Annotated in this window: 23 protein-coding genes; 15 read left to right on the top strand and 8 right to left on the bottom strand. The window is 68.0% G+C overall.

Features of this window, described 5'->3' with window-relative positions; all coding sequences use genetic code 11:
- The first annotated feature begins 207 nt into the window (after window positions 1–207).
- Window positions 208–540 carry a hypothetical protein gene (locus tag G6N14_RS09935; RefSeq protein WP_133054955.1) on the top strand — a complete coding sequence of 111 codons (333 nt, stop codon included), beginning with the start codon at window positions 208–210 and terminating at the stop codon, window positions 538–540.
- The gene (locus tag G6N14_RS09930; RefSeq protein WP_234809021.1) at window positions 513–1,274 is read left to right on the top strand and encodes a DUF5642 family protein; all 762 of its coding nucleotides are present in this window, start codon (window positions 513–515) and stop codon (window positions 1,272–1,274) included. Before G6N14_RS09935 ends, G6N14_RS09930 begins: the two co-directional genes overlap by 28 nt.
- Here G6N14_RS09930 and G6N14_RS09925 read toward each other — a convergent pair.
- Together G6N14_RS09925 and G6N14_RS09920 are read right to left on the bottom strand one after the other, a co-directional pair.
- A complete protein-coding gene (locus tag G6N14_RS09925; protein ID WP_407663096.1) occupies window positions 1,221–2,888 on the bottom strand; it encodes a CocE/NonD family hydrolase in 1,668 nt (555 codons plus the stop codon). The genes G6N14_RS09930 and G6N14_RS09925 overlap by 54 nt on opposite strands.
- Window positions 2,889–2,901: 13 nt before the next feature.
- Complete coding sequence (locus tag G6N14_RS09920) at window positions 2,902–3,483, bottom strand: DUF3558 domain-containing protein (RefSeq protein WP_085137230.1); 582 nt, start codon at window positions 3,481–3,483, stop codon at window positions 2,902–2,904.
- A 117-nt stretch (window positions 3,484–3,600) separates the two neighbouring features.
- Between G6N14_RS09920 and G6N14_RS09915 the strand changes: the two genes are divergently transcribed.
- From G6N14_RS09915 to G6N14_RS09900, 4 genes are read left to right on the top strand one after another with little or no spacing between them, the layout of a single operon-like run.
- Window positions 3,601–4,566, top strand: a complete 966-nt coding sequence (locus tag G6N14_RS09915) for an ACP phosphodiesterase PptH (protein WP_085137231.1) — start codon at window positions 3,601–3,603, stop codon at window positions 4,564–4,566.
- A complete protein-coding gene (gene pptT / locus G6N14_RS09910; protein WP_109559920.1) occupies window positions 4,563–5,222 on the top strand; it encodes a 4'-phosphopantetheinyl transferase PptT in 660 nt (219 codons plus the stop codon). The genes G6N14_RS09915 and pptT overlap by 4 nt, the downstream gene beginning before the upstream one ends.
- On the top strand, window positions 5,219–6,109 hold the full coding sequence (gene truB / locus G6N14_RS09905) for a tRNA pseudouridine(55) synthase TruB (protein WP_109559921.1): 891 nt from the start codon (window positions 5,219–5,221) through the stop codon (window positions 6,107–6,109). Before pptT ends, truB begins: the two co-directional genes overlap by 4 nt.
- A gap of 6 nt (window positions 6,110–6,115) precedes the next feature.
- Complete coding sequence (locus G6N14_RS09900) at window positions 6,116–7,093, top strand: DUF2804 domain-containing protein (protein WP_085137235.1); 978 nt, start codon at window positions 6,116–6,118, stop codon at window positions 7,091–7,093.
- A 5-nt stretch (window positions 7,094–7,098) separates the two neighbouring features.
- On the opposite strand, the gene mntR is transcribed toward G6N14_RS09900, so the two are convergent.
- Complete coding sequence (gene mntR / locus G6N14_RS09895) at window positions 7,099–7,797, bottom strand: manganese-binding transcriptional regulator MntR (RefSeq protein ID WP_234809022.1); 699 nt, start codon at window positions 7,795–7,797, stop codon at window positions 7,099–7,101.
- A 25-nt stretch (window positions 7,798–7,822) separates the two neighbouring features.
- Between mntR and G6N14_RS09890 the strand changes: the two genes are divergently transcribed.
- The 5 genes from G6N14_RS09890 to G6N14_RS09870 all read left to right on the top strand — a co-directional run bounded on the left by G6N14_RS09890 (window position 7,823) and on the right by G6N14_RS09870 (window position 14,086).
- Entirely contained in the window at window positions 7,823–8,800 is a 978-nt protein-coding gene (locus G6N14_RS09890) for a bifunctional riboflavin kinase/FAD synthetase (RefSeq protein WP_085137239.1), read from the top strand.
- A gap of 116 nt (window positions 8,801–8,916) precedes the next feature.
- A complete protein-coding gene (rpsO, locus tag G6N14_RS09885; protein ID WP_085137241.1) occupies window positions 8,917–9,186 on the top strand; it encodes a 30S ribosomal protein S15 in 270 nt (89 codons plus the stop codon).
- A 302-nt stretch (window positions 9,187–9,488) separates the two neighbouring features.
- Entirely contained in the window at window positions 9,489–11,756 is a 2,268-nt protein-coding gene (locus G6N14_RS09880) for a polyribonucleotide nucleotidyltransferase (RefSeq protein WP_085137243.1), read from the top strand.
- On the top strand, window positions 11,734–13,056 hold the full coding sequence (locus G6N14_RS09875) for a M16 family metallopeptidase (protein WP_085137245.1): 1,323 nt from the start codon (window positions 11,734–11,736) through the stop codon (window positions 13,054–13,056). The genes G6N14_RS09880 and G6N14_RS09875 overlap by 23 nt, the downstream gene beginning before the upstream one ends.
- A gap of 4 nt (window positions 13,057–13,060) precedes the next feature.
- Window positions 13,061–14,086 (top strand): nitronate monooxygenase, encoded by a 1,026-nt coding sequence (locus G6N14_RS09870; RefSeq protein WP_085137247.1) that lies wholly within the window; start codon window positions 13,061–13,063, stop codon window positions 14,084–14,086.
- 45 nt (window positions 14,087–14,131) lie between these two features.
- Here G6N14_RS09870 and glnA read toward each other — a convergent pair whose 3' ends face one another.
- The 5 genes from glnA to G6N14_RS09845 form a co-directional block, all read right to left on the bottom strand.
- The gene (gene glnA / locus G6N14_RS09865) at window positions 14,132–15,568 is read right to left on the bottom strand and encodes a type I glutamate--ammonia ligase (protein WP_163787306.1); all 1,437 of its coding nucleotides are present in this window, start codon (window positions 15,566–15,568) and stop codon (window positions 14,132–14,134) included.
- A gap of 113 nt (window positions 15,569–15,681) precedes the next feature.
- Window positions 15,682–15,966, bottom strand: a complete 285-nt coding sequence (locus G6N14_RS09860; protein ID WP_163787119.1) for a WXG100 family type VII secretion target — start codon at window positions 15,964–15,966, stop codon at window positions 15,682–15,684.
- A gap of 31 nt (window positions 15,967–15,997) precedes the next feature.
- Window positions 15,998–16,297 carry a WXG100 family type VII secretion target gene (locus tag G6N14_RS09855; protein ID WP_163787117.1) on the bottom strand — a complete coding sequence of 100 codons (300 nt, stop codon included), beginning with the start codon at window positions 16,295–16,297 and terminating at the stop codon, window positions 15,998–16,000.
- A gap of 43 nt (window positions 16,298–16,340) precedes the next feature.
- Window positions 16,341–17,507 carry a PPE family protein gene (locus G6N14_RS09850; RefSeq protein WP_163787115.1) on the bottom strand — a complete coding sequence of 389 codons (1,167 nt, stop codon included), beginning with the start codon at window positions 17,505–17,507 and terminating at the stop codon, window positions 16,341–16,343.
- A gap of 18 nt (window positions 17,508–17,525) precedes the next feature.
- A complete protein-coding gene (locus tag G6N14_RS09845) occupies window positions 17,526–17,825 on the bottom strand; it encodes a PE family protein (protein WP_085134505.1) in 300 nt (99 codons plus the stop codon).
- Window positions 17,826–18,100: 275 nt separating this feature from the next.
- Between G6N14_RS09845 and G6N14_RS09840 the strand changes: the two genes are divergently transcribed.
- From G6N14_RS09840 to G6N14_RS09825, 4 genes are all read left to right on the top strand, one after another.
- A complete protein-coding gene (locus G6N14_RS09840) occupies window positions 18,101–19,015 on the top strand; it encodes a metal-dependent hydrolase (protein ID WP_085134504.1) in 915 nt (304 codons plus the stop codon).
- A gap of 33 nt (window positions 19,016–19,048) precedes the next feature.
- Window positions 19,049–19,999 carry an alpha/beta fold hydrolase gene (locus tag G6N14_RS09835; RefSeq protein WP_085134528.1) on the top strand — a complete coding sequence of 317 codons (951 nt, stop codon included), beginning with the start codon at window positions 19,049–19,051 and terminating at the stop codon, window positions 19,997–19,999.
- 1 nt (window position 20,000) lies between these two features.
- Window positions 20,001–21,077, top strand: a complete 1,077-nt coding sequence (locus G6N14_RS09830) for a PDR/VanB family oxidoreductase (protein ID WP_085134503.1) — start codon at window positions 20,001–20,003, stop codon at window positions 21,075–21,077.
- A 78-nt stretch (window positions 21,078–21,155) separates the two neighbouring features.
- On the top strand, window positions 21,156–22,172 hold the full coding sequence (locus G6N14_RS09825) for an alpha/beta hydrolase (protein ID WP_085134502.1): 1,017 nt from the start codon (window positions 21,156–21,158) through the stop codon (window positions 22,170–22,172).
- Window positions 22,173–22,207: the final 35 nt, after the last annotated feature.

Below are 22,207 nucleotides of genomic sequence, written 5' to 3'. Positions count from 1 at the left end.
ACGGATTGACGTGACTCAGTGGATCAGTAGATCAGGAGATAGCCTATGAGCTGGGGAAATAGCGTTACGCTCCTGCGGGAGGGGCGTTCAAGTAGAAAACTTTGCCAGCTTCCAAGAAATATACTGGGGGCCATTGTCGGCAAGCTTTTCTGGTGCTAACCTCGCGAATATCAAGAGAATTCAGGATTCTTGACTAGGGAGGAAATCATGGTGATGTCACGGAATGCCAGCCGACGCGTGGCCGCCGCAGTCGTCAGCGTCGGCACGGTAGGCGGCGCGCTGGTGATCGGCGCGGCCGGACCGGCGCAGGCTGTTCCGGGGGAGGCCGCTGCGCACCCGCCCGCCGTGGTCGAGATCCACGGCGACCTACCCGCTCTTCCGGCCGCGCTGGGCAACCACGCCGGTCTCGATCGCGCTCCGGCCGACCACGTGTTCGCCACGGATCTGCGTTCGGGACCCGTGCCGCAATGGGGACCGCACCACCACCACTGGTGGCGTCACCATCACCACTTGTGGCACCACTGGTGGTGGTGGTGGTGACCGCAATGCCGGTCCAGCCGCGTCGGAACCGGGCCGTCATCGGTCCCATGGTGGGGGGCGCGCTCGGCGTGGGGCTGACCCTCGCCGGGTGCGCCACCAACGCCGAAGTGACCCCGGCGGGTTCGGCGGCGTCCCAGCCGGCCGCTGCCCAGCCGGCCCCGCCGCGTTACGACGTTTCCCGCATCGATGCCGTCGCCAATGATTTTCCGGAGGGTTTCACCGCGCAGGCGCACCCGGCAAAGACCTTGGGGCAGTCCGACATCGACGGATCCGCGGTAGCCGCGTTCACCCAGGCCCAAGTCGACCCGCCACAATGCCGGTCGGTGGTCATCCCGCGCTATGTCGACCCGAAAGCCGGTACCGAGGCCGCCGGGGTGATCGGACAGGGGGACCAGGGGAACATGTACGTCGTCGCCCTGAGATCCCCGGACTCCGTGACGCCGGAAGCCGATCCGGCGGGCTGTGACCGCATCGCGCTGTCCGGTTCGCCCCAGGCGACCGGAACGGTGGAGCGTATTCCGGCACCTGACATCGGCGGCGTCACCACGACCGGGGTCAAGTTGACCGTCGCAGACCCGGAGGACGATCCCGACTATCTCTACACGGCGGCGCTCGACGACCACACGTCGGTGGTGGTGATGGGCAGCGCCGACGAGCAGTTGGATCCGCAGCGGCTGATGTCAGATCTGTTGGTCAAGGCTGTCTCGGCGGTGCGCGGGCAGCAGCAGCCGTGAGCCGGCCAGCCGCACCGTGTGAGTCGCGCGCAGCAGTGCGGTACCGCTGATCGCGGGTTCATCGTTGCCCAGATTGCGGGCGAACCGGGGATGGCAGCCGCCGGCGATCAACACCCGGATGCGCGAGCCGGCCGCGAACCGGTGGGCGATCTGGTCGAGCGCGATGCGGACCGTTCCGGCGGCCGGGGTCAGCCGGCGGTAGCCGTCGCTGACATTTCGGGAGCGCCCGCGAGCGTCGACCTCGCTGACCCTGACGAACAGGTCGACGTTCGGGTTGTCGCTCGAATGCGCCAGCTCGACCACCGGGCTGCCGAAGACGTCGACATCCTCGGTCAGGGCTGCACCGGTGAAGGTCAGCACATCGCCACGGCGGGCCAGAACGCCGTCGCGCTGGTAGCCGCCACCCGGGGCCAGCAGCCGCCCGCCCACCGTCGGCGTGGGGTCGGCGGGGTCGTAGGTGAAGCTGACCGCGTCCGTCGCGCCGTCGGCCACGGGGGAGGCGGCCAGGCGCCCGCTCGGCGCCAGCCACCAGGTGTGCGTGGTCGTCGCCGGCGGCCAATCCGGAAACTCACGCCATCCGCCGCCGCCGGTGACATACACCCGGACCGGGCTGGTTCGCGACGGCCCGTCGGCGCCGGCCAGGTGAGTGTTGAGCCAATCGAGGGATTCGGCGGTGACGGTGCGCAGGCCGCTGGTCAGCATCTCGGTGTGAGTCCAGGGGCCGACGGTCATCGCGACCTGGGCCCCTTGGTCGCGCAGGGTCTGGAACTGTGTCAGCGTCTGATCCAAGAACAGGTCTTGCCAGCCGCTGAGCAGCAGTACCGGCACCTGAGTTTCCTCGAGCGCAGCCGGGAAACGCATCCTGTCCCAGAACGGGTCGTCACGGTCCGGGTGCTCGACCCAGGACTCGTACCAGGTCGACCTCGTGCCCAAAAGTGCGCGTCCCGCCGTCCCCAGGGGCAGGGCCGCCGCGGCCCGTCGGACCCGGCGCTGGGCGGTCAGCTGCTGCAGACCGGCCCTGATCCGGGGGCGGACTTCCTGGTGGGCCATCATGTGGCTCCAGCCCAGGAAGTCGTTGAGGGCGAAAGACCCGCCACCCCAGGTGGACTCGTAGAGATCATGCGGTCCGACGGTGACGACGGCGGCGGCCAGTTCCGGTGGCGGGTCGGCCAGCAGCGCCCACTGGGTGAAGCCCAGATACGACAGCCCCACGGTGCCGAAGGATCCGGTGAACCACGGCTGGGCGCGGAGCCACTCCACCGTGTCGGCGCCGTCGGCGGCCTCATTGACCATCGGCTCGAACACCCCGCCGGAGCCGAAGGTGCCGCGCACACTCTGCAGGATCACCCGGTACCCGCGGGCGGCGAACAGCCGAGCGAACACCAGCGAGAACGGGAATCCCCGGCCGTAGGGACAGCGGACCAGCAGGGTGCCGGCCACGTCGCCGGTCGGCTGGTAATGGTCGGCCCGCAGCTCTACCCCGTCGCGCATCGGGATGTGTTCCCGGCGCACCGTGTAGCCGGTGGTGGGCGGTGGCAGTTGCCGCAGCGCCCGGTTCAGGACGACATCGCCAAGACGCGGGCGGGCCCGCCGGGCTGAGGTGGTGGACGTCACGAACTCAGTACCTTCAGTACTTGTAGTGCGGTGCCAGCTGATGGGCCCGCATCAGGTTCTCGGCGGGGCAGTCCACCTTCGGCTCGGAGTACACCGGCGAGTAGTACAGCGACTGCTGGATCAGTCCGTAGCTGGTCTTGAAAGCCACCATGCACGAGACCCACCAGCGGTTGTTCCACTCGGTGGGCTTCATCACCCAGTACTGCGCCACCCGGTGCCCATTGATGTCCATCTCGATGGCGTCGGCGGGGATGGATTCGTCGTAGCTGCGCCACACGAAAGTCTCAACGGCCATCTGGTAGTTGCCCGCGTCGAACTCGCAGCGCACACCCTCGACCGGCTTGGGGGGAGTGAACGCCAGACCCAGCTGCGCGATGACGTCGAAGGGAATGTCTTCGCAGGCGTCGAACGGGCGCGGGTTGGTGAGGTTGACCGCTTTGCTCGACGTGGTCGGGGGCGCCAACGGTATCCCGGTGGAACGCAGGTCGACCCCCGCACTCCCCGGAACGCCGTCGACGGGTGCTTGTTGGCAGACCACCACGACGGCCATCACCAGCGCTCCCACCGCGGTCATCAGACGCAGTTTGGTGAGCATGACACTCCTTGCTTCCGCCCGATGCTCTGCCTGGGCAGTGTACAAGTTGTGGCGCCCGCCACTGATTCGAAGGCGAGAACACGTTCTCATTCCGGTCACCCACTAGGCTCGGAACTCGTGACCACCCACGAGCCGAGGGCCGCCGACGGCCCCACCCTGTGGGCGATCTCCGATCTGCACACCGGCCACTCGGGTAACAAGCCCATCACCGAGGCGCTGTACCCGGCTACCGGCGACGACTGGCTGATCGTCGCCGGTGATGTCGCGGAGCGCACCGACGAGATCCGCTGGGCACTGGATCTGCTGCGCAAACGGTTCGCGAAAGTGATCTGGGTGCCCGGGAACCACGAGTTGTGGACCACCAATAAGGACCCGATGCAGATTTTCGGCCGCTCGCGCTACGACTACCTGGTCGACATGTGTGACCAGATGGGCGTCATCACGCCCGAGCATCCCTTCCCGGTCTGGACCGAGCAGGGGGGCCCGGCCACCATCGTGGCGATGTTCCTGCTCTACGACTACACCTTCCTTCCGGCCGGAGCGACCAGCAAGGCCGAAGGGCTGGCCATCGCGCGGGAGAACAACGTGGTCGCCACCGACGAGTTCCTGCTGTCGCCCGAGCCCTACGGCACCCGCGACGCCTGGTGCCGCGACCGGGTGGCGGCCACTCGAAAGCGCCTCGAAGAACTCGACTGGATGACGCCGACCGTGCTGGTCAACCACTTTCCGATGGTGCGCCAACCCTGCGACGCATTGTTTTATCCGGAGTTCTCGTTGTGGTGCGGCACCGTCGAAACCGCCGATTGGCACACCCGCTACAACGCCACGTGTTCGGTCTACGGCCACCTGCACATCCCGCGAACCACCTACTACGACGGTGTGCGCTTCGAAGAGGTCTCGGTGGGCTACCCGCGGGAATGGCGCCGGCGGCGCCCGCACCGGTGGCTGCGCCAGATACTGCCCGATCCGCAGTACCCGCCCGGCTACCTCAACGAGTTCGGCGGCCACTTCGCGATCACCGACGAGATGCGCGAGGCCAGTGCGAAGTTCGCCGAGCGGCTACGCCAGAGGCAGGCCCGATGAGCAAGCTGCTGGACACGGTGCTCTGTGGAGCGCCGAGGGGATCGCTGGCCTGGGCCGAGCGCTACGACGACCCGCCCGGACTGGCTCCGCTGCCCGAGGAGGAGCCACTGGTGGCCCGTTCGGTCGCCAAGCGCCGCAATGAATTCGTCACCGCCCGCTACTGCGCCCGGTTGGCGCTGGAAGAACTCGGGCAACCGCCCGTCCCGATTCTCAAGGGGGAGAAGGGCGAGCCGTCGTGGCCCACCGGCATCGTCGGCAGCCTGACCCACTGCGCCGGTTTCCGCGGCGCGGTGGTGGGCCGCAGCACCGCCGTGCGGTCGGTGGGAATCGACGCCGAGCCACACGACGTGCTGCCCGACGGCGTGCTCGACGCGGTGAGCCTTCCGGTCGAACGCTTTGAGCTCGCGGCGTTGCCCCAGGATCGGCATTGGGACCGAATCCTGTTCTGCGCCAAAGAGGCCACCTACAAGGCATGGTTCCCGTTGACCGGGCGGTGGCTGGGCTTCGAGGACGCACACATCACCTTCGAGACCGACGGCAGCTTCGCCTCGCGGATCCTGATCGATCCCGCGGCACGGTCCGGGCCGCCACTGACGACACTGCGCGGGCGGTGGTCGGTAGCGGGCGGCCTGGTACTGACGGCGATCATCCTGTGAGCGAACCCGTGGCGGCCGGCCTGGTGATCGTCGACAAACCCGCCGGAATGACCAGCCACGATGTGGTGTCGCGATGCCGCAGAGCGTTCGGTACCCGCAAGGTCGGCCACGCGGGCACGTTGGACCCGATGGCCACCGGCGTGCTGGTGATCGGCATCGAACGGGCCACCAAGATTCTGGGGCTGCTGACCGCGTCGGAGAAGTCCTACGCCGGCACCGTCCGGTTGGGGCAGACCACCTCGACAGAGGACGCCGAAGGCGAGGTGCTGCAGACCACGTCGGCGTCTCATCTCACCGACCCTCAGATCGCTACGGCGATCGCCGGGTTGCGCGGCGATATCGCGCAAGTGCCCTCGGCGGTCAGCGCCATCAAGGTCGACGGCAAGCGGTCCTATCAGTTGGTGCGAGAGGGCCGGGCCGTTGCGCTGCCCGCCCGCCCGGTGCGCATCGAGCGCTTCGAGTTGCTGGCCGTACGGCGCGATGATCCGTTCGTCGACCTGGACGTCGAGGTGGACTGTTCGGCGGGCACCTACATCCGGGCTTTGGCCCGCGACCTGGGTGCCGCGCTGGGAGTCGGCGGGCACCTGACGGCGCTGCGGCGCACCCGGGCCGGCAGCTTCGGGCTGGATCAGGCCCGAACCCTCGATGAGCTGCAGGAGCATCCAGTGCTCAGTTACCCCATAGACGAGGCCTGTCTGCGCGCCTTCGCCCGCCGGGACCTGACCGAGCAGGAGGCACTCGATGCCGGCCACGGCCGACCGCTGTCTCCCGCCGGCATCAACGGCGTGTACGCCGCGACCGCACCCGACGGCCGGGTGATCGCACTGCTCGAGGATGCGCCCCGGCGAACCAAGTCGGTGGTCGTCATCCGGCCGGCGACGCTGTAGGCCGCCGTGGTCACCCACGAACGTGAGATCACCGAGGCGGTCGAGCTATGCGATGCGTCGGGGGCGTTGAACCCTGCGGCCGTCGGTTGGACCCGAACACCGTTGCACCGCACCGGGCTGCGTGGCTGGGGGCGTACCAAGAGGTGGGAGTACTGGTGCCTGACCACCCCCACGCACCTGGTCGCGGTCACCGTTGCCGACCTGGATTATCTCGGTGTCAGCAACGTGTACCTGCTCGACTATTCCGGCCGTGCGGTGTCCCGCAGCTGCGCGCACCCGGGCGGCTGGGGGATAACCCTGCCCGACAACCTCGGCGACGGGCCGGCCCGGGCGCGCGGAACGGTGGCGATCGATCTCACCACCGAAGCCGACGGAACCCGGATTCGCTTCTCCTGCAGAACATCTGCCGGACCCATGACGGGTGACCTGTTCGTCGCGCTACCACCGGGTCACGAGACGCTGGCAGTGGTGGTGCCCTGGAGCTCGAAGCGGTTCCAGTACACCGCCAAGCACACCGCGCGCCCGGCATCGGGCGTCGTGCGGGTCGGCGACACCACGTATGACTTCGACGGCGGCTGGGGCGTGCTCGACCACGGACGCGGCCGCTGGCCGGCGAACACCCTGTGGAACTGGGGCGCGGCCTCCGGGCACACCGACGGCCACGTCGTCGGTCTGCAACTGGGCGGGAAGTGGACCGTGGGCACGGGCAGCACCGAGAACGCGCTCTGCGTGGACGGTCGGCTGAACAAGATCGGCGACGAGTTGGATTGGCACTACCCCGAATACGCGGGGTCGTGGACCATCCGCACGCCGGAATCCGACCAGGTGGACCTGACCTTCACGCCGTTTCATCACCGGTCACCGCTGCCCGGAACCCATCTGTGTTTCGGGCACTACCACGGCCGCATCCGCACCGACGCCGGTGCCAGCATTGCTGTCGACGGACTCCTCGGCTGGGCCGAACAGGTACACCTGCTCTGGTAAGCGGATCAGACCACCCAGATCGCTTGGGCGGCAGGGCTACCCAAGTCCACCGTGGCCGACTCGCCGTCGGAGTCCCCGGCTTGGTCCAGGGCCACCGAGATGATCCCGGCGAAATCGCGACGGGTCAGCACCCGGATGCGGGCGTCGAGGCTGATGCCCACCTGGGCGAAGTAGCGCAGCATCTCTGGATCGTGGTCGGAGATTCGGGCCACGGTCCCGGCCTCGCCCTCCGAGCACGCCCACAGCTGACGTGCGGGGGGAGTGGGTACCTGCCCGTCCGGCGCCGGGATGGGGTCGCCGTGCGGGTCGCGCTGCGGAAACCCCAGCTTGGCGTCGATACGGGCGACCAGCCGGTCGGACACCGCATGCTCGAGGACTTCGGCCTCGTCGTGCACCTCATCCCAGGCGTAGCCGAGTTCGCAGACCAGAAACGTCTCGATCAGGCGGTGGCGGCGGACCATCGCAAGAGCGGCCTGACGGCCCTGGCCGGTCAGCGTCACCGCACCGTATTTCTCGTGGTCCACCAGGCCCGCGTCGGCCAGTTTGCGAATCGACTCCGATGCCGTGCTGGCGGACACTCCGAGCTTTTCCGCCAGCATTTTCGTGCTGACCTTGTCGGGTGACCACTCCTGGGCCGTCCAGATGACTTTCAGATAGTCCTGAGCGACGCTACTCAGCCCATCCGACTGCTCCCAAGGGCTCACAACCGGACAGTTTAGGCTTGTCCCCGTGCAGCGGTGGCGGGGGCAGGATGAGATCCCCACAGACTGGGGCAGGTGCGTGCTCACCATCGGCGTGTTCGACGGTGTGCATCGCGGCCATGCGGAACTGATCGCCCACGCGGTGAAGGCCGGAAAGGCGCGCGGCGTACCGACGGTGCTGATGACCTTCGATCCGCATCCGATGGAGGTGGTCTACCCCGGCAACCATCCGGCGCAGCTCACCACCCTGGCGCGCCGCGCAGAGCTGGTCGAGCAGCTCGGCATCGACGTGTTCCTGGTCATTCCGTTCACCCCCGAGTTCATGAAGCTCACCCCGGACCGCTACATCCACCAGCTGCTGGTCGAGGACCTGCATGCGGTGGAGGTAGTGGTCGGCGAGAACTTCACCTTCGGCCGTAAGGCGGCCGGCAATGTCGAGACCCTGCGCCGTGCCGGTGAGCAGTTCGGGTTCGGCGTCGAATCGGTGTCGCTGGTGGCCGAGCGCGCCGACGCAACCCAGTCGGTCACCTTCTCCTCGACCTACATCCGGTCCTGCGTGGACGCCGGCGACGTGGCGGCGGCGGCCGAGGCTTTGGGTCGGCCGCACCGGGTCGAGGGTCTGGTGGTGCGCGGCGACGGGCGTGGGCGCGGTCTGGGTTTCCCGACGGCCAATGTGGCTCCGTCGGCGTTTGCGGCGATCCCGGCCGACGGGGTGTACGCCGCATGGTTCACCGTCTTGGGTCACGGCCAGGTTCCGGGCACTGTGGTCGCCGGCCAGCGCTGCCGGGCCGCGGTGTCGGTAGGCACCAACCCCACGTTCTCCGGGCGGGCCCGCACCGTGGAGGCGTTCGTGATCGATGAAACCGCCGATCTGTACGGCCAGCGCGTCGCTGTGGACTTCGTCAGCCGGATCCGGGGGCAGAAGAAGTTCGACTCGGTGGCGGACCTGGTGGCGATGATGAACACCGACGTCGAGAAGACCCGCGACCTGCTCGACAGTGACTGACCGGTTGCGCGGTTAGGACGAGTACCCATGGCGCTGTTAGACTCGCCCCTCGGTGTGCTGCAGTCCGCGGTGGCCATCGACTTGATATTCGCGGGACCTATCGATGGAGATTTGTCATGGCGTTGACCGCCGAGCAGAAGAAGGAAATCCTGGGCAGCTACGGCCTGCACGAGACCGACACCGGCTCGCCCGAAGCCCAGATCGCCATGCTCACCAAGCGGATCGTCGACCTGACCGAGCACCTCAAGAAGCACAAGCACGACCACCACTCGCGGCGCGGTCTGCTGCTGCTGGTCGGCCGTCGTCGCCGTCTGCTCAAGTACCTGACCCAGACCGATGTGGCGCGTTACCGCTCGCTCATCGAGCGCCTGGGCCTGCGTCGCTGACGGCGATCGGGGCAGTCGCCAGCCGCTGCCGTGTAGAGTGAGACCGTTCCGGGCCGACCAGGCCCGGACATCGGTGTGGCCCCCGCATCCGCGTGCGCCACTCCGGCACGTCACGACGGACACGTCCGGTGCGAACAGCCAGACCTGTGTCGCGCGGTCTTCGGTAGTGGCAGCCGGGTCTGACAGTACGTCTTTGATCCGGCCGCTTCGATCGACGACCGTAGCCGCATCCAGGTCCTTCGCTGACGCACGTCTGACGTAGCGAAACAGTTGAATGAACCAGGAAAGGCCGCACGGCTTCCATGTCTGCAATTGAAATTGAACAGGGCGTATTCGAGTCCACCGCTGTCATCGACAACGGCAGCTTCGGCAAGCGCACCATCCGCTTCGAGACCGGCCGGTTGGCCCAGCAAGCCGCCGGCAGCGTCGTCGCCTACCTCGATGACGAGACCATGTTGCTCTCGGCGACCACCGCCAGCAAGGCGCCCAAGGAGCACTTTGACTTCTTTCCGTTGACCGTCGACGTCGAGGAGCGGATGTATGCGGCCGGCCGCATCCCGGGCTCGTTCTTTCGGCGCGAGGGCCGGCCGTCCACTGACGCGATCCTGACCTGTCGCCTCACCGACCGTCCGCTGCGCCCGTCGTTCGTCGACGGTCTGCGCAACGAGATCCAGGTCGTCGTCACGGTGATGAGCCTGAACCCCAACGACCTCTACGACGTGGTGGCGATCAACGCCGCATCGGCGTCCACCCAGCTTGCGGGCCTGCCGTTCTCCGGCCCCGTCGGTGCGGCGCGGGTGGCACTCATCGACGGCACCTGGGTCGCCTTCCCCACGGTGGAGCAGCTGGAGCGCGCCACGTTCGACATGGTGCTGGCCGGCCGTACCCTCGATGACGGTGACGTCGCGATCATGATGGTCGAGGCCGAGGCCACCGAGAACGTCATCGAACTTGTCCAGGCCGGCGCCCAGGCGCCGACCGAGACGGTGGTGGCCGAAGGACTCGAAGCGGCCAAGCCGTTCATCGCGGCCCTGTGCAAGGCCCAGCAAGAGCTGGCCGAGGCGGCTGCGCGCCCGGCCGTCGAATACCCCCTGTTCCCCGCCTACGGCGACGACGTCTACTACGCGGTGGCTTCCGTCGCGACCGACGAGCTGGCCAAGGCGCTGACCATCGCGGCCAAGGCCGAGCGCGACGACCGCACCGAGGAGATCAAGGCCGAGGTGCTCAAGCGCCTGGCCGAGACCTACGAGGGTCGCGAGAAGGAGATCAGTGCGGCCTACCGGAGCCTGACCAAGAAGCTGGTCCGGCAGCGCATCCTGACCGACCACTTCCGCATCGACGGCCGTGGCATCACCGACATCCGGGCACTGTCCGCCGAGGTCGCGGTGGTGCCGCGGGCACACGGCAGCGCCCTGTTCGAGCGTGGCGAGACCCAGATCCTGGGCGTCACCACGCTGGACATGATGAAGATGGCGCAGCAGATCGACTCGCTGGGACCGGAGAAGTCCAAGCGCTACATGCACCACTACAACTTCCCGCCGTACTCGACCGGTGAGACCGGCCGGGTCGGTTCGCCCAAGCGTCGGGAGATCGGCCACGGCGCGCTGGCCGAGCGCGCACTGGTTCCGGTGCTGCCCAGCGTCGAAGAGTTCCCCTACGCCATCCGGCAGGTGTCGGAAGCCCTGAGCTCCAACGGGTCCACTTCCATGGGTTCGGTCTGCGCGTCGACGCTGGCGTTGCTCAACGCCGGTGTGCCGCTGAAGGCTCCGGTCGCCGGTATCGCCATGGGTCTGGTCTCCGATGATGTCGAGGTGGACGGCAAGACCGAGCGTCGCTTCGTGGCGCTCACCGACATCCTGGGCGCCGAGGACGCGTTCGGCGACATGGACTTCAAGGTGGCCGGCACCAAGGAGTTCGTCACCGCCCTGCAGCTCGACACCAAGCTCGACGGCATCCCGTCGCAGGTGCTCGCCGGTGCGCTGGCGCAGGCCCGGGACGCTCGCCTGACCATTCTGGACGTCATGGCCGAGGCCATCGACGAGCCCGACGAGATGAGCCCGTACGCGCCGCGGGTCACCACCATCAAGGTCCCGGTGGACAAGATCGGCGAGGTGATCGGGCCCAAGGGCAAGATGATCAACGCGATCACCGAGGAGACCGGTGCGCAGATCTCCATCGAGGACGACGGCACCGTGTTCGTGGGCGCCACCGACGGCCCGTCGGCACAGGCCGCGATCGACAAGATCAACGCCATCGCCAACCCGCAGCTGCCGAAGATCGGCGAGCGCTTCCTGGGCACCGTGGTCAAGACCACCGACTTCGGCGCGTTCGTGTCGCTGCTGCCGGGCCGCGATGGGCTGGTGCACATCTCCAAGCTGGGCAAGGGCAAGCGGGTCGCCAAGGTCGAAGATGTGGTGAAGGTCGGCGACAAGCTGCGCGTGGAGATCGCCGACATCGACAACCGCGGCAAGATCTCGCTGGTGCCCGTCGAGGACGCGGCAGACGCGGCGGACTCGGCCCAAAAGTCTGGGTCCGCTGAGCCTGCCGATGCCGCGGCTGCCGACAGCTGACACCGGGGCGCGACCGCGCTCCCCACTGCGACGCACCACCCTGCCGGGCGGACTGCGGGTGGTCACCGAGTACCTCCCCGCGGTTCGTTCGGCGTCGGTGGGTGTCTGGGTCGGCGTCGGATCCCGCGACGAGGGCTCGACCGTCGCCGGGGCGGCACATTTCCTGGAGCACTTGCTGTTCAAGGCGACCCCGACCCGGACTGCGGCCGGTATCGCTCAGGCGATGGACGCCGTAGGCGGCGAGCTCAACGCCTTCACGGGCAAGGAGCACACCTGCTACTACGCCCATGTGCTCGACACCGACCTGGAGTTGGCGGTCGCGCTGGTCAGTGACGTGGTGCTCAACGGGTCCTGCGCGGCTGCCGATGTGGAAGTCGAGCGCGACGTGGTCCTTGAGGAACTCGCGATGCGCGACGACGATCCCGAGGACGCGCTGGGCGACGTGTTCCTGTCGACGCTGTTCGGCGACCATCCGATCGGGCGGCCGGTGATCGGCAACGCGGAATCGGTGTCGGCGATGACCCGCGCGCAGTTGCGCTCGTTTCACCAGCGCCGCTACACGCCGGAGCGCATGGTGGTCGCCGTCGCCGGCAATGTCGACCACGAGACCGTGGTGGCCATGGTACGAGAGCACTTCGGGCACAGGCTGGTTCGCGGCGAGCGCCCGGCCGCTCCACGGCGCGGGGCAGCACGGGTTCCGGGTTCCCCCGGTCTGACCGTGGTGAACCGCGATGCCGACCAGACGCACATGTCCCTGGGGGTGCGGGCGCCCGGACGCCATTGGCAGCACCGCCAGGCGCTGGCGGTGCTCAACACCGCCCTGGGCGGCGGACTCAGTTCGCGGCTCTTCCAACAGATACGGGAGGCTCGCGGTCTGGCGTACTCGATCTACTCCTCGGTGGACACCTTTGCCGACGCCGGTGCCCTCTCGGTGTACACCGCATGCCAGCCGGACCGGTTCGCCGAAGTCGCCGCTGTCACCGCCGAAGTGCTGGAGTCGGTGGCGCGCGACGGTATCACCGCCGAAGAGTGCCGGATCGCCAAGGGATCGCTGCGCGGCGGACTGGTGCTGGGCCTGGAGGATTCGGCTTCCCGAATGAACCGGCTGGGCCGCAGCGAGTTGAACTACGGCCGGCACCGGCCCATCGCGCGCACCCTGCGAGAGCTGTCCGCGGTCACCGTCGAGGAGGTCAACGCGGTGGCCGGGCGGCTGCTGCGCCAGCCCTACGGCGTCGCGGTCCTCGGGCCGTACCGCTCCAAAGGGGCGCTTCCGCGGCGTTTGAGGGCGATGGCAGGCTAAGGCAATGGCGTTCAGCTTCTCCGAACTCGCCGTCCCGCTGGTCGGCGCTCCGATGGCGGGCGGTCCCAGCACACCGGCGTTGGCGGCGGCGGTATCCCAGGCTGGCGGTCTGGGATTCGTGGCCGGCGGTTACCGCACGCCGGAGCAACTGGCCGACGACCTCACGGAGGCCCGTGTCGCCACCACCGGTCCGACCGGGGTCAACCTCTTTGTGCCCCAACCCAGTGCCGCCGACATCGTGCTGCTCGACGAATACGCCGGCCTGCTGGATCCGCTGGCCGAGCACTACGGGGTGGAGCTGGGCCAGCCACGCTTCAATGACGACGACTGCTGGTCGGAGAAGCTTCAGGTGGTCGCGGAGCTGCGGCCCACCGTGGTGTCGTTCGCCTTCGGGACACCGACGCCCGACATCCTGGAGCTGCTGCGGTCGCAGCGCATCCTGACCGTGGTCACGGTGACGTCGGCTTATGAAGCCGGCGTCGCGGTGGGGCACGGCGCCGAGGCACTGGTGGTGCAGGGCCCCAATGCCGGCGGGCACCGGGGAACCTTTGCCCCGGACACGCTGCCGGGCACCGACTCCCTGGAGAACCTGCTGGCGCAGATCGGCCACGCCCACCCAGGCGTCCCCTTGGTGGCGGCGGGCGGGCTTGGCACGGCGGCCGACGTGAGCGGTGTGCTGCGCCGTGGCGCGGTGGCCGCTCAGGTCGGGACGGCCCTGCTCCTGGCGCATGAGGCAGGCACCAACCCGACCCACCGTGCGGCACTGACCAACCCGGAATTCGTCAACACCACGGTCACATGCGCGTTCTCCGGCCGCTACGCGCGCAGCCTGGAGAATGACTTCACGCGTTCCTTCGAAGACGTGGCACCGGTGGGCTATCCCGAGATCCACCACATGACGTCTCCGATCCGGGCGGCGGCAGTGGCCATGGACGACCCGCACGGCACCAGCCTGTGGGCGGGTACCTCCTACCGGACCGCCCGCGCGGCGCGGGCGGCTGACATCATCGCTGGGCTGGCCCCCCGCTGACACCCCGCCGGCCGGCGCTCCCGGCCGGCGGTCGCCAGCAGTTCGTCAGCAGTCGTAGTAGAGCGCGAACTCGTAGGGGTGCGGGCGCAGGTTCACCGGGGCGATCTCGTTGTCGCGCTTGTAGTTGATCCAGGTCTCGATCACGTCCGGGGTGAACACGCCGCCCTCGGTGAGGTATTCGTGGTCGGCTTCCAGATTGTCGATCACCTCGGAAAGCGATGTCGGAGCCTGGGCGATGTTGGCGGCCTCGTCGGCGGGCAGTTCGTAGAGGTCTTTGTCGACCGGGGCTGCCGGTTCGATCTTGTTCTTGATGCCGTCGATGCCGGCCATCAGCATGGCGGCGAAGGCCAGGTAGGGGTTGCCCGAGGAGTCCGGGCAGCGGAACTCCAGGCGCTTGGCTTTGGGGTTGGTGCCGGTGATCGGGATGCGCACGCAGGCCGAGCGGTTGCGCTGGCTGTAGACCAGGTTGATCGGGGCCTCGTAGCCGGGAACCAGGCGCTTGTAGGAGTTGATGGTGGGGTTGGTGAACGCCAGCAGCGACGGGGCGTGGTGCAAGATCCCGCCGATGTAGTGGCGTGCGGTGTCCGACAGTCCGCCATAGCCGATCTCGTCGTAGAACAGCGGCTCGCCGTCCTGCCAGACCGACTGGTGTACGTGCATGCCCGAGCCGTTGTCGCCGAACAGGGGCTTGGGCATGAAGGTGACGGTCTTGCCGTGGGCCCAGGCGGTGTTCTTGATGATGTACTTGAACAGCATCAGGTCGTCGGCGGCGTGCAGCAGGGTGTTGAACTTGTAGTTGATCTCGGTCTGCCCGCCGGTGCCGACCTCGTGGTGGCCGCGTTCGACGGTGAAGCCGGCGTTGGTGAGGTTGGTCGACATGGCGTCGCGCAGGTCGACGTACTGGTCGGTGGGGGCGACGGGGAAGTAGCCGCCCTTGGGGCGGACCTTGTAGCCGAGGTTGGGGCTGCCGTCGGCTTCGGTGGTGCGGCCGGTGTTCCACCAGCCGGCGCCCGAGTCCACCTTGTAGAACGAGCCGTTGATCTGGGAGTCGAAGCGCACCGAGTCGAAGATGTAGAACTCGGCTTCGGCGCCGAAGTAGGCGGTGTCGGCGATGCCGGTGCTGGTGAGGTAGTTCTCGGCTTTGCGGGCGATGTTGCGCGGGTCACGCGAGTAGGGCTCGCGGGTGAACGGGTCGTGGACGAAGAAGTTCAGGTTCAGTGTCTTGGCGGCCCGGAAGGGGTCGATGCGGGCGGTCTCGTAGTCGGGCAGCAGCATCATGTCCGATTCGTGGATGGACTGGAATCCGCGGATCGACGACCCGTCGAAGGCCAGCCCATCCTCGAACGCGGCTGCGTCGAGGGAGGCTGCGGGAACGGTCAGATGCTGCATCTGACCGGGTAGATCGCAGAACCGGACATCGACGTACTCCACCGACTCGTCGGAGATCAAAGTGAGAATATCGTCAGCTGTCTTCTTGGCCAATGCCGTGCCTTCCTCGAAAAACAAGTGGTTTCCACGGCCTCGCGATGTCCGCGCCGGGCACGGACATCGCGGGTCGGGGGATGAAATGGATTGCTACACAGCTCCGCTGGGGCTCAGGCCCAGCTGGAGCCGACCGACGCGTCGGTGTTGGCCATGTTGTTCCCGGCGGTCTGGACTTTCTGACCGTGGGAGTTGGCCTGCTCGTAGATGACCGCGAAGTTGCGGCCCAACTGCGTCACGAACTCCTGGCAGGCCACCGAACCGGCGCCGCCCCAGAAGTCCCCGGCAGTCAGCACGTCGTGCACGATCGCCTGGTGCTCGGCCTCCAACGACGCCGCCTGGGCACGAATCAACGCACCGTGGGCATCCACATCACCGAACTGGTAGTTAATCGACATCTGCGTGTTCCCCTTTTCGCTCTAGCTCGCTCTAGCTGCCCGACAGGATCTGCTGGGACGCAGCTTCCTGCTGCTCGTAGTGGTTGGCGTCGCGGATCAAGCCGTCGCGCACGCTGTGCAACATGGTCACGATGTTGCGGAACGCGGTCTGCATCTGACCCATGGTGTCCAACGACGTCCGCTCCGCCAGACCACCCCAGCCGGCACCGGAGATGTTGGTCGACGACGCCCACATCCGGCGAGCCTCGTCCTCAACGGTCTGCGCGTGCACATCGAACCGGCCGGCCATCGCACGCATCGCGTCCGGGTCGGTCATAAAACGTGAAGTCATGATTTGCTCTCCTCAAGGTGAAATCGGTGCAGCCGGGTTCGGCTCACCACATCGTGGAACGCCGTCCCTTGACGGCCTTTCGCTTTGCCTCCTCGACAGACTTGTTTTCGCGGTATTGCGAGTTGGCGCCGCGCCCGCCCATCGCCATCAGCGGCGCCCCGCCGAACAGCGGCATCCCGCCGAACATTCCGCCGCCCACACCCTCGGCGGCCACCACGTTGGCGGCCTCGACCTCCGCTGCCGCCAGGCGCATCTCGGGAGCCGCGGTCGCCCAGGCTTTGGGAACGGACAGCCCGCTGACCGATTGCGCGCTGCCGACCGAGGCCGACGTGGCCGAGGCCAGGCCGGCCGACGCAGGTGCCGCCAACGTGGGGGCCAGACCGAGAGGTACACCTGCCGCGATGGACATCGGTGACGCATCTCCCAAGCCGAACGGCGACGGAAGCGCGGCGCCCGCAATGAGGTACTCGGGTATGAAGGCCGCGATGATGGCCACGGTCAGGGCAGTTCCTACCGGAGTGACGCCCAACGCCCCGAGATCGGCGAGAATGTCGCCGATAACCGGGGGAATTGCCGATTGTGCCGCGCCCGGCAACGCCTCCATCACCCCGTTGACCGCGGCTTGCGCTGCACCTTGGCCAAGTCCCTGGGCAGCCGCAGCTTCTTGCGCCGCCATTCCGCCCGGATTGGCGGTCTGCGGGGGCGGGCCGAACGGCGCTACCTGCGAAGCGATCTCGGCGGCCACCGCGTAGCTGAACATCGCGGTGGCATCCTGTGCCCACATCTCGGCGTACTGGGCTTCGGTGGCCGCGATCGCCGGGGTGTTCTGACCGAAGAAGTTGGTCGCCACCAGCGCGGCCAGCTGTGCCCTGTTGGCCGCGATAACAGCAGGCGGCACCGTCATCGCGAACGCGGTCGCGTGTGCAGTAGCCGCGGCCTTGGCCTGCGCGCCGGTCTGCTCGGCCTGTGCGCCGGTGGCGCTGAGCCACGTGATGTACGGCGCGGCCGCCGCAGCCATGCGTGTCGAGGAGACGCCCTGCCAGGCGCCGCTGGTGAGGCCGGAGATCACCGACTGGTAGTTGGCTGCGGTGGTGTGCAGTTCGGCACCCAGTTCATCCCAGGCCGCCGCAGCCGCCAACAGTGACCCGGCGCCCGGGCCGGCGTACATGCGTCCGGAGTTGATCTCCGGCGGAAGCATCGCGAAATCCATTGCCATTGCCTCCTACCGTCAACCGGCTGCGAGCACGTTGGCGGCTTCGGCAGCGGCATACGAGTCGCTGCTGGCGGCAAGCGTTGCCACAAACATCTCGTGAATCGCCGTCGCCTGCGAGCTGATCTGCTGGTACATCAGCGCGTGCGCGGCAAAACGTGCGGCGGTCGTTGCCGAAACCTCATCGGCGGACGGGGGAACCACGCCGGTCGTCGGGACTTGAGCCGCCGCGTTCTGGGCTGCGAGCGCGAGGCCCGCAGCGCTGAGGCTGTCGGCTGCTGTCCTGAGTTCCTCGGTATGTGCGGTGACAAAAGTCACTGAGCTTCTCCTCGTTATTCGGCCGCCCCGGAACGGTCGGCTGGTGACGCCCTGTGACGTTTCCTGGCGAGAGCCTTGGAGTTCAAGCTGGTTAACAGCTTTTTAAACGGGAGCCCGACAATGTAACCGCGCCGTAACGGTGCGCTCACTTGGTAATCAGCACGTAACAGAGACGACCGCAGCGGCCCTCAACGTCTAGGGCTCCCAGGCCCGGGTCTGCGCGGGCCGCCTCCTGCTTGACATTCACCGTATATTTGTCCAAAAGGGAGGTCTGGATGCTCAGCGTTGACGACACCGCAGCGGGCCCGCACGCGCCCGGTGCAGGGCTGGACCACGAACGCATCGTGCTGCAGGCCCGTGACGTCGGATTCGACTGGTCCGAGCTGCCTGTGCACTACGTGCCCGGCGAGCCGTTCGTCACCCACTTCTGCGATGTGCTGCACCTGCTACTGCCTGCCGGCGAGGAGTTCTTCGTCGAAGTGTTCAAACAGGCGCTGCCACTGATCAAGGACGATCAGCTTCGGCTGGACGTGCAGGGCTTCATCGGCCAGGAGGCCACTCACTCTCAGGCGCACGCCGCGGTCGTGGACCACCTGGCGGCCCGCGGCGTCGACATGGCACCGTTCACCGCCCAGATGGCCTGGCTGTTCGGCAAGCTGCTCGGGGATCGGCCGCACTGGGGTGAGCGCCGCCAGCAGCGCTGGTTGCTGGAGCGGGTGGCTCTGGTGGCCGCAGTGGAGCACTACACGGCCATTCTCGGCGAGTGGATTCTCGACAGCCCTGCACTCGATGCGATCGGGGTGCACCCGGTGATGCTGGACATGTTGCGCTGGCATGGCGCCGAAGAGGTCGAACACAAGGCGGTTGCCTTCGACGTGATGAAGCACCTGCGGGCCGGATTCCTGCGTCAGGTCCGCACCCAACTTGCCGTCACGCCGCTGATGCTGATGATGTGGGTGCGCGGCCTGCGCTACATGTACAAGGCCGACCCGCTGTTGCCGCCCGGGACCAGGCCGCGTTGGCGGGATTGGTTCGTCGCGGCGCGCCGCGGGCTGGTGCCCTCGCCGTGGGAGTTCCTGCCGGCCATCGCCTCCTACTACCGTCCGGGTTTCCACCCGGCGCAACTCGGTGGGGTGGAGAAAGCCGTGAACTACTTGGCCGTATCACCTGCCGCCCGCGCCACACACTGACCGCAGCGCGGCGAACCACGAGGAGTGCAGTCGATGACCAACCCGACCACGACCACTGTGACGTCACCTGACGGAGTCAGGCTGGCGGTGCACGCCTACACCGACTTGGACCCGCAGCGGGCGACCATCCTGGCGATCCACGGCTACCCGGACAATCACCACGTCTGGGACGGGGTGGCAGGCGAGCTCATCGAGCAGTATCCGGGCCGCTACAACGTCGTCGCCTACGACGTACGCGGCGCGGGGGAGTCGTCGTCGCCGGGGGAGAAGTCCGGCTACCGCTTCCCGCAGCTGGTCAACGACGTCGCGGCGGTGATCGAGCACCTGGGCGGCCACGGTATCGACCAGGTCCACTTACTGGGCCACGACTGGGGTTCGATCCAGGGGTGGGCCGCTGTCACCGCCCCGACCGTCGCTGCCAAAGTCGGCTCCTACACGTCGATTTCGGGTCCGCACCTGGACTACGCCGGACGGTTCCTGCGCTCGGCGCGCAACCTGCGCACCCTTGCCGACGTGTTCCGGCAGCTGCTGGAATCGAGCTACATCTGGCTGTTCTTGACCCCCCGCGTCCCCGAGGCGGCGTTCCGCTCCGGGCTGGGTGTGCGGGTCCTGGGTTGGCTGGACCGCATCGGTCGCTCCGGCAATCCGCAGCCTGCCATGCCCCGTGGCGAAAACGACTACGTCAACGGACTGAACCTGTACCGCGCGAACATGCCGGGACCGTTTCTGAAGCCGGCGGCGCCGTTGCCCGTCACCGATGTCGCGGTCCAGGTACTCGCGCCACGCCTGGACGTGTTCGTCAGCCCGGCCCTGCAACGTTTCACCGGATCCATCCCGGCGGTGCACCGGGTGGTCGACATCGACGGCGGCCACTGGGTGGTGATCGATCGTCCCGGCGTGATCGCCCGGCTCACCGACGAGTGGATTCAGCTCGGCGTGGCCGGCGCTGCGGCCACGTCCGGTGATGACGCACGGCAGGCCTGAGATGGCACCGCAGATCTGGGAGTCACGGCCCGCCGACCTCTACGGCCGCCGGAAGCACGATCGGGTGTTCAACGCGCTGTGGGCCGGAATCACGCTGCTCAGCGGAGCGACATCCCTGTCACGCTGGAAGCCGGCCCAGGTTGCGCCGGTGTCACGGACCATCACGGCCGTGGTCACCAAGCGGGAGATGGTGACCCGCGACGTGCTTGCCCTCACCCTGGCCGACCCCGACGGCGGACTGTTGCCGCACTGGACGCCGGGGGGCCACATCGACGTGCAGCTGCCGTCCGGCCGCCGCCGGCAGTACTCCTTGTGCGGCCCGCCGGGGCGCCGCACCGATTACCGCATCGCGGTCCGCCGGCTCGACGACGGGGGCGGTGGCTCGGTCGAGATGCACCAGGCTTACGCGGAGGGCGACACGTTGCTGTTCGAGGGGCCGCGCAATGCCTTCTACCTGGGAACCGGTGAAAGCGATGTGCTCTTCATCATCGGCGGGATCGGGGTGACCCCGATGCTGCCGATGCTCCGCGAGGCCGCCCACCGCGGAACCGACTGGCGCGCGGTCTATGCCGGCCGCAGCCGGGCCGACATGCCGTTTCTCGACGAGGTGCTGGCGGTCGACCCCGAGCGGGTCACGGTATGGGCCGACGACGAGCACGGACGCCTCGCCAGCACCGACGAGCTGCTGGCCGGCGCCGGTCCGCAGACCTCGGTGTACGTCTGCGGTCCCAGCGCGATGCTCGAGGCGGTGCGGGTCACGCGCAACAGCCATGCCGACGCGCCGCTGCATTACGAGCGGTTCAGCCCGCCGCCGGTGGTCGATGGGGCGCCGTTCGAGTTGGAGCTGGCCCGGTCCCGCCGGGTGCTGACGATCCCCGCAGACCGCTCGGCGCTGGAGGTGATGCTCGACGCCGACCCGACAACCGCCTGCTCCTGCCGGCAGGGATTCTGCGGCACCTGCAAGGTCAGGGTGATCGCCGGCGATGTCGACCGGCGCGGACGCACCGCAGAGGGCGACGACGAAATGCTGGTCTGCGTTTCGCGGTCCCACGGGGGACGGATCATCATCGACGCCTGAGCCCCCACGGCGTGAGCCGGCGGCGCGCTTTGCCACATTCACCGCGCGCCCGGGCAGACATCCCTCTAGACTGCGCGGATGCTCCAGGCAGGTCCCGTTCACCCCGCCAGTCTTGCCGCGAAGCTCATCTATGCGGTCGCCAACGCCATCACTCCGCGGCTGGTGCGCCGCCTGGTGCTGCGCGGCGGCAGCGGCGCGCTTGCCGAGCGGACCCCCACGATGGGGCGCCGGATCAACACCCTGGCCCGGTTGCAGCGGGTCCGGCCGTTCTTTGGGGTGGGATTCACCCGTGCTGCCGCGGCCGGTGTCCCCGTCGAGGTGGTGCGGCGCATCGATCGCGCCCGGCCGCTCGACGCGGCATTCGGCGGCGGCGCGATCTTGTATTTCCACGGTGGCGGGTTCGTCACCGGCGGCTTGGACACCCACCTGCATGTGGCGGTCAAGCTCGCCCGGCGTACCGGGCTGCCGGTGGTGCACGTCGACTACCGGCAGTACCCCCAGGTGACCGTGGACGGGTCGGTGGACGACTGCGTCAGCGCCTACCGGTGGCTGCTCGACATGGGTGCCGACCCCGCCAAGACGGTGCTGGCCGGCGACTCCGCCGGGGGTTTCCTGGCTTTTGCGACCGCGCTGAGCAGCCAGCAGCGCGGCTTGCCCGCCCCAGCCGGGGTGATCGGGATCTCGGCGCTGCTGGAACTGGACGGCATCGCTCGCAGCACGCATTCGAACCGAACCGCAGACGCGTTCGGAATCCCGGCGGTGCTGCCCGACATCATCGATCTGGTGTGTCCCTCGGCGACCCTGCGGCATGAGCTGTCCCCGATCAACGGTCCGCTGCAGACCATGCCCCCGGCGCTGTTGATCGCGGCCGAGTCGGAGATCCTGCGGTGCGACGCCGAGCGGCTGCACGACGCGCTGCAGCGGGCGGGCCGGTCCAGCCGCCTCGAGGTGTGGGCCCGCGAGCTGCACGCCTTCCCGGCGCTGTTCCCCTTTCTGCCCGACAGCCGGGCCGCGTTTGCCCTGATGGTCAGTTTCGTGGCCGAACGGCTGGCAGATGCTGGCGCATCCGGGCAGCCCCGGAGGGAAGTGTCCTGATGGTGGTGGCCCGCTGCGCCCGGCTTCGCCGCGCT

Origin of the sequence: Mycolicibacter hiberniae, from assembly GCF_010729485.1 — a bacterium.
GTDB lineage: Bacteria > Actinomycetota > Actinomycetes > Mycobacteriales > Mycobacteriaceae > Mycobacterium > Mycobacterium hiberniae.
This window is presented reverse-complemented; position numbering and strand designations above follow the sequence as displayed.

Bases quoted from the DNA above. Each gene is read 5' to 3' on its own strand.
- G6N14_RS09835 (WP_085134528.1), top strand. From the start codon at position 19,049: ATGACCAACCCGACCACGACCACTGTGACGTCACCTGACGGAGTCAGG.
- G6N14_RS09880 (WP_085137243.1), top strand. From the start codon at position 9,489: ATGTCTGCAATTGAAATTGAACAGGGCGTATTCGAGTCCACCGCTGTC.
- G6N14_RS09855 (WP_163787117.1), bottom strand. From the start codon at position 16,297: ATGACTTCACGTTTTATGACCGACCCGGACGCGATGCGTGCGATGGCC.
- pptT (WP_109559920.1), top strand. From the start codon at position 4,563: ATGAGCAAGCTGCTGGACACGGTGCTCTGTGGAGCGCCGAGGGGATCG.
- G6N14_RS09850 (WP_163787115.1), bottom strand. From the start codon at position 17,507: ATGGATTTCGCGATGCTTCCGCCGGAGATCAACTCCGGACGCATGTAC.
- G6N14_RS09920 (WP_085137230.1), bottom strand. From the start codon at position 3,483: ATGCTCACCAAACTGCGTCTGATGACCGCGGTGGGAGCGCTGGTGATG.
- G6N14_RS09870 (WP_085137247.1), top strand. From the start codon at position 13,061: ATGGCGTTCAGCTTCTCCGAACTCGCCGTCCCGCTGGTCGGCGCTCCG.
- rpsO (WP_085137241.1), top strand. From the start codon at position 8,917: ATGGCGTTGACCGCCGAGCAGAAGAAGGAAATCCTGGGCAGCTACGGC.
- G6N14_RS09825 (WP_085134502.1), top strand. From the start codon at position 21,156: ATGCTCCAGGCAGGTCCCGTTCACCCCGCCAGTCTTGCCGCGAAGCTC.
- G6N14_RS09860 (WP_163787119.1), bottom strand. From the start codon at position 15,966: ATGTCGATTAACTACCAGTTCGGTGATGTGGATGCCCACGGTGCGTTG.
- G6N14_RS09840 (WP_085134504.1), top strand. From the start codon at position 18,101: ATGCTCAGCGTTGACGACACCGCAGCGGGCCCGCACGCGCCCGGTGCA.
- G6N14_RS09830 (WP_085134503.1), top strand. From the start codon at position 20,001: ATGGCACCGCAGATCTGGGAGTCACGGCCCGCCGACCTCTACGGCCGC.
- G6N14_RS09875 (WP_085137245.1), top strand. From the start codon at position 11,734: ATGCCGCGGCTGCCGACAGCTGACACCGGGGCGCGACCGCGCTCCCCA.
- G6N14_RS09935 (WP_133054955.1), top strand. From the start codon at position 208: ATGGTGATGTCACGGAATGCCAGCCGACGCGTGGCCGCCGCAGTCGTC.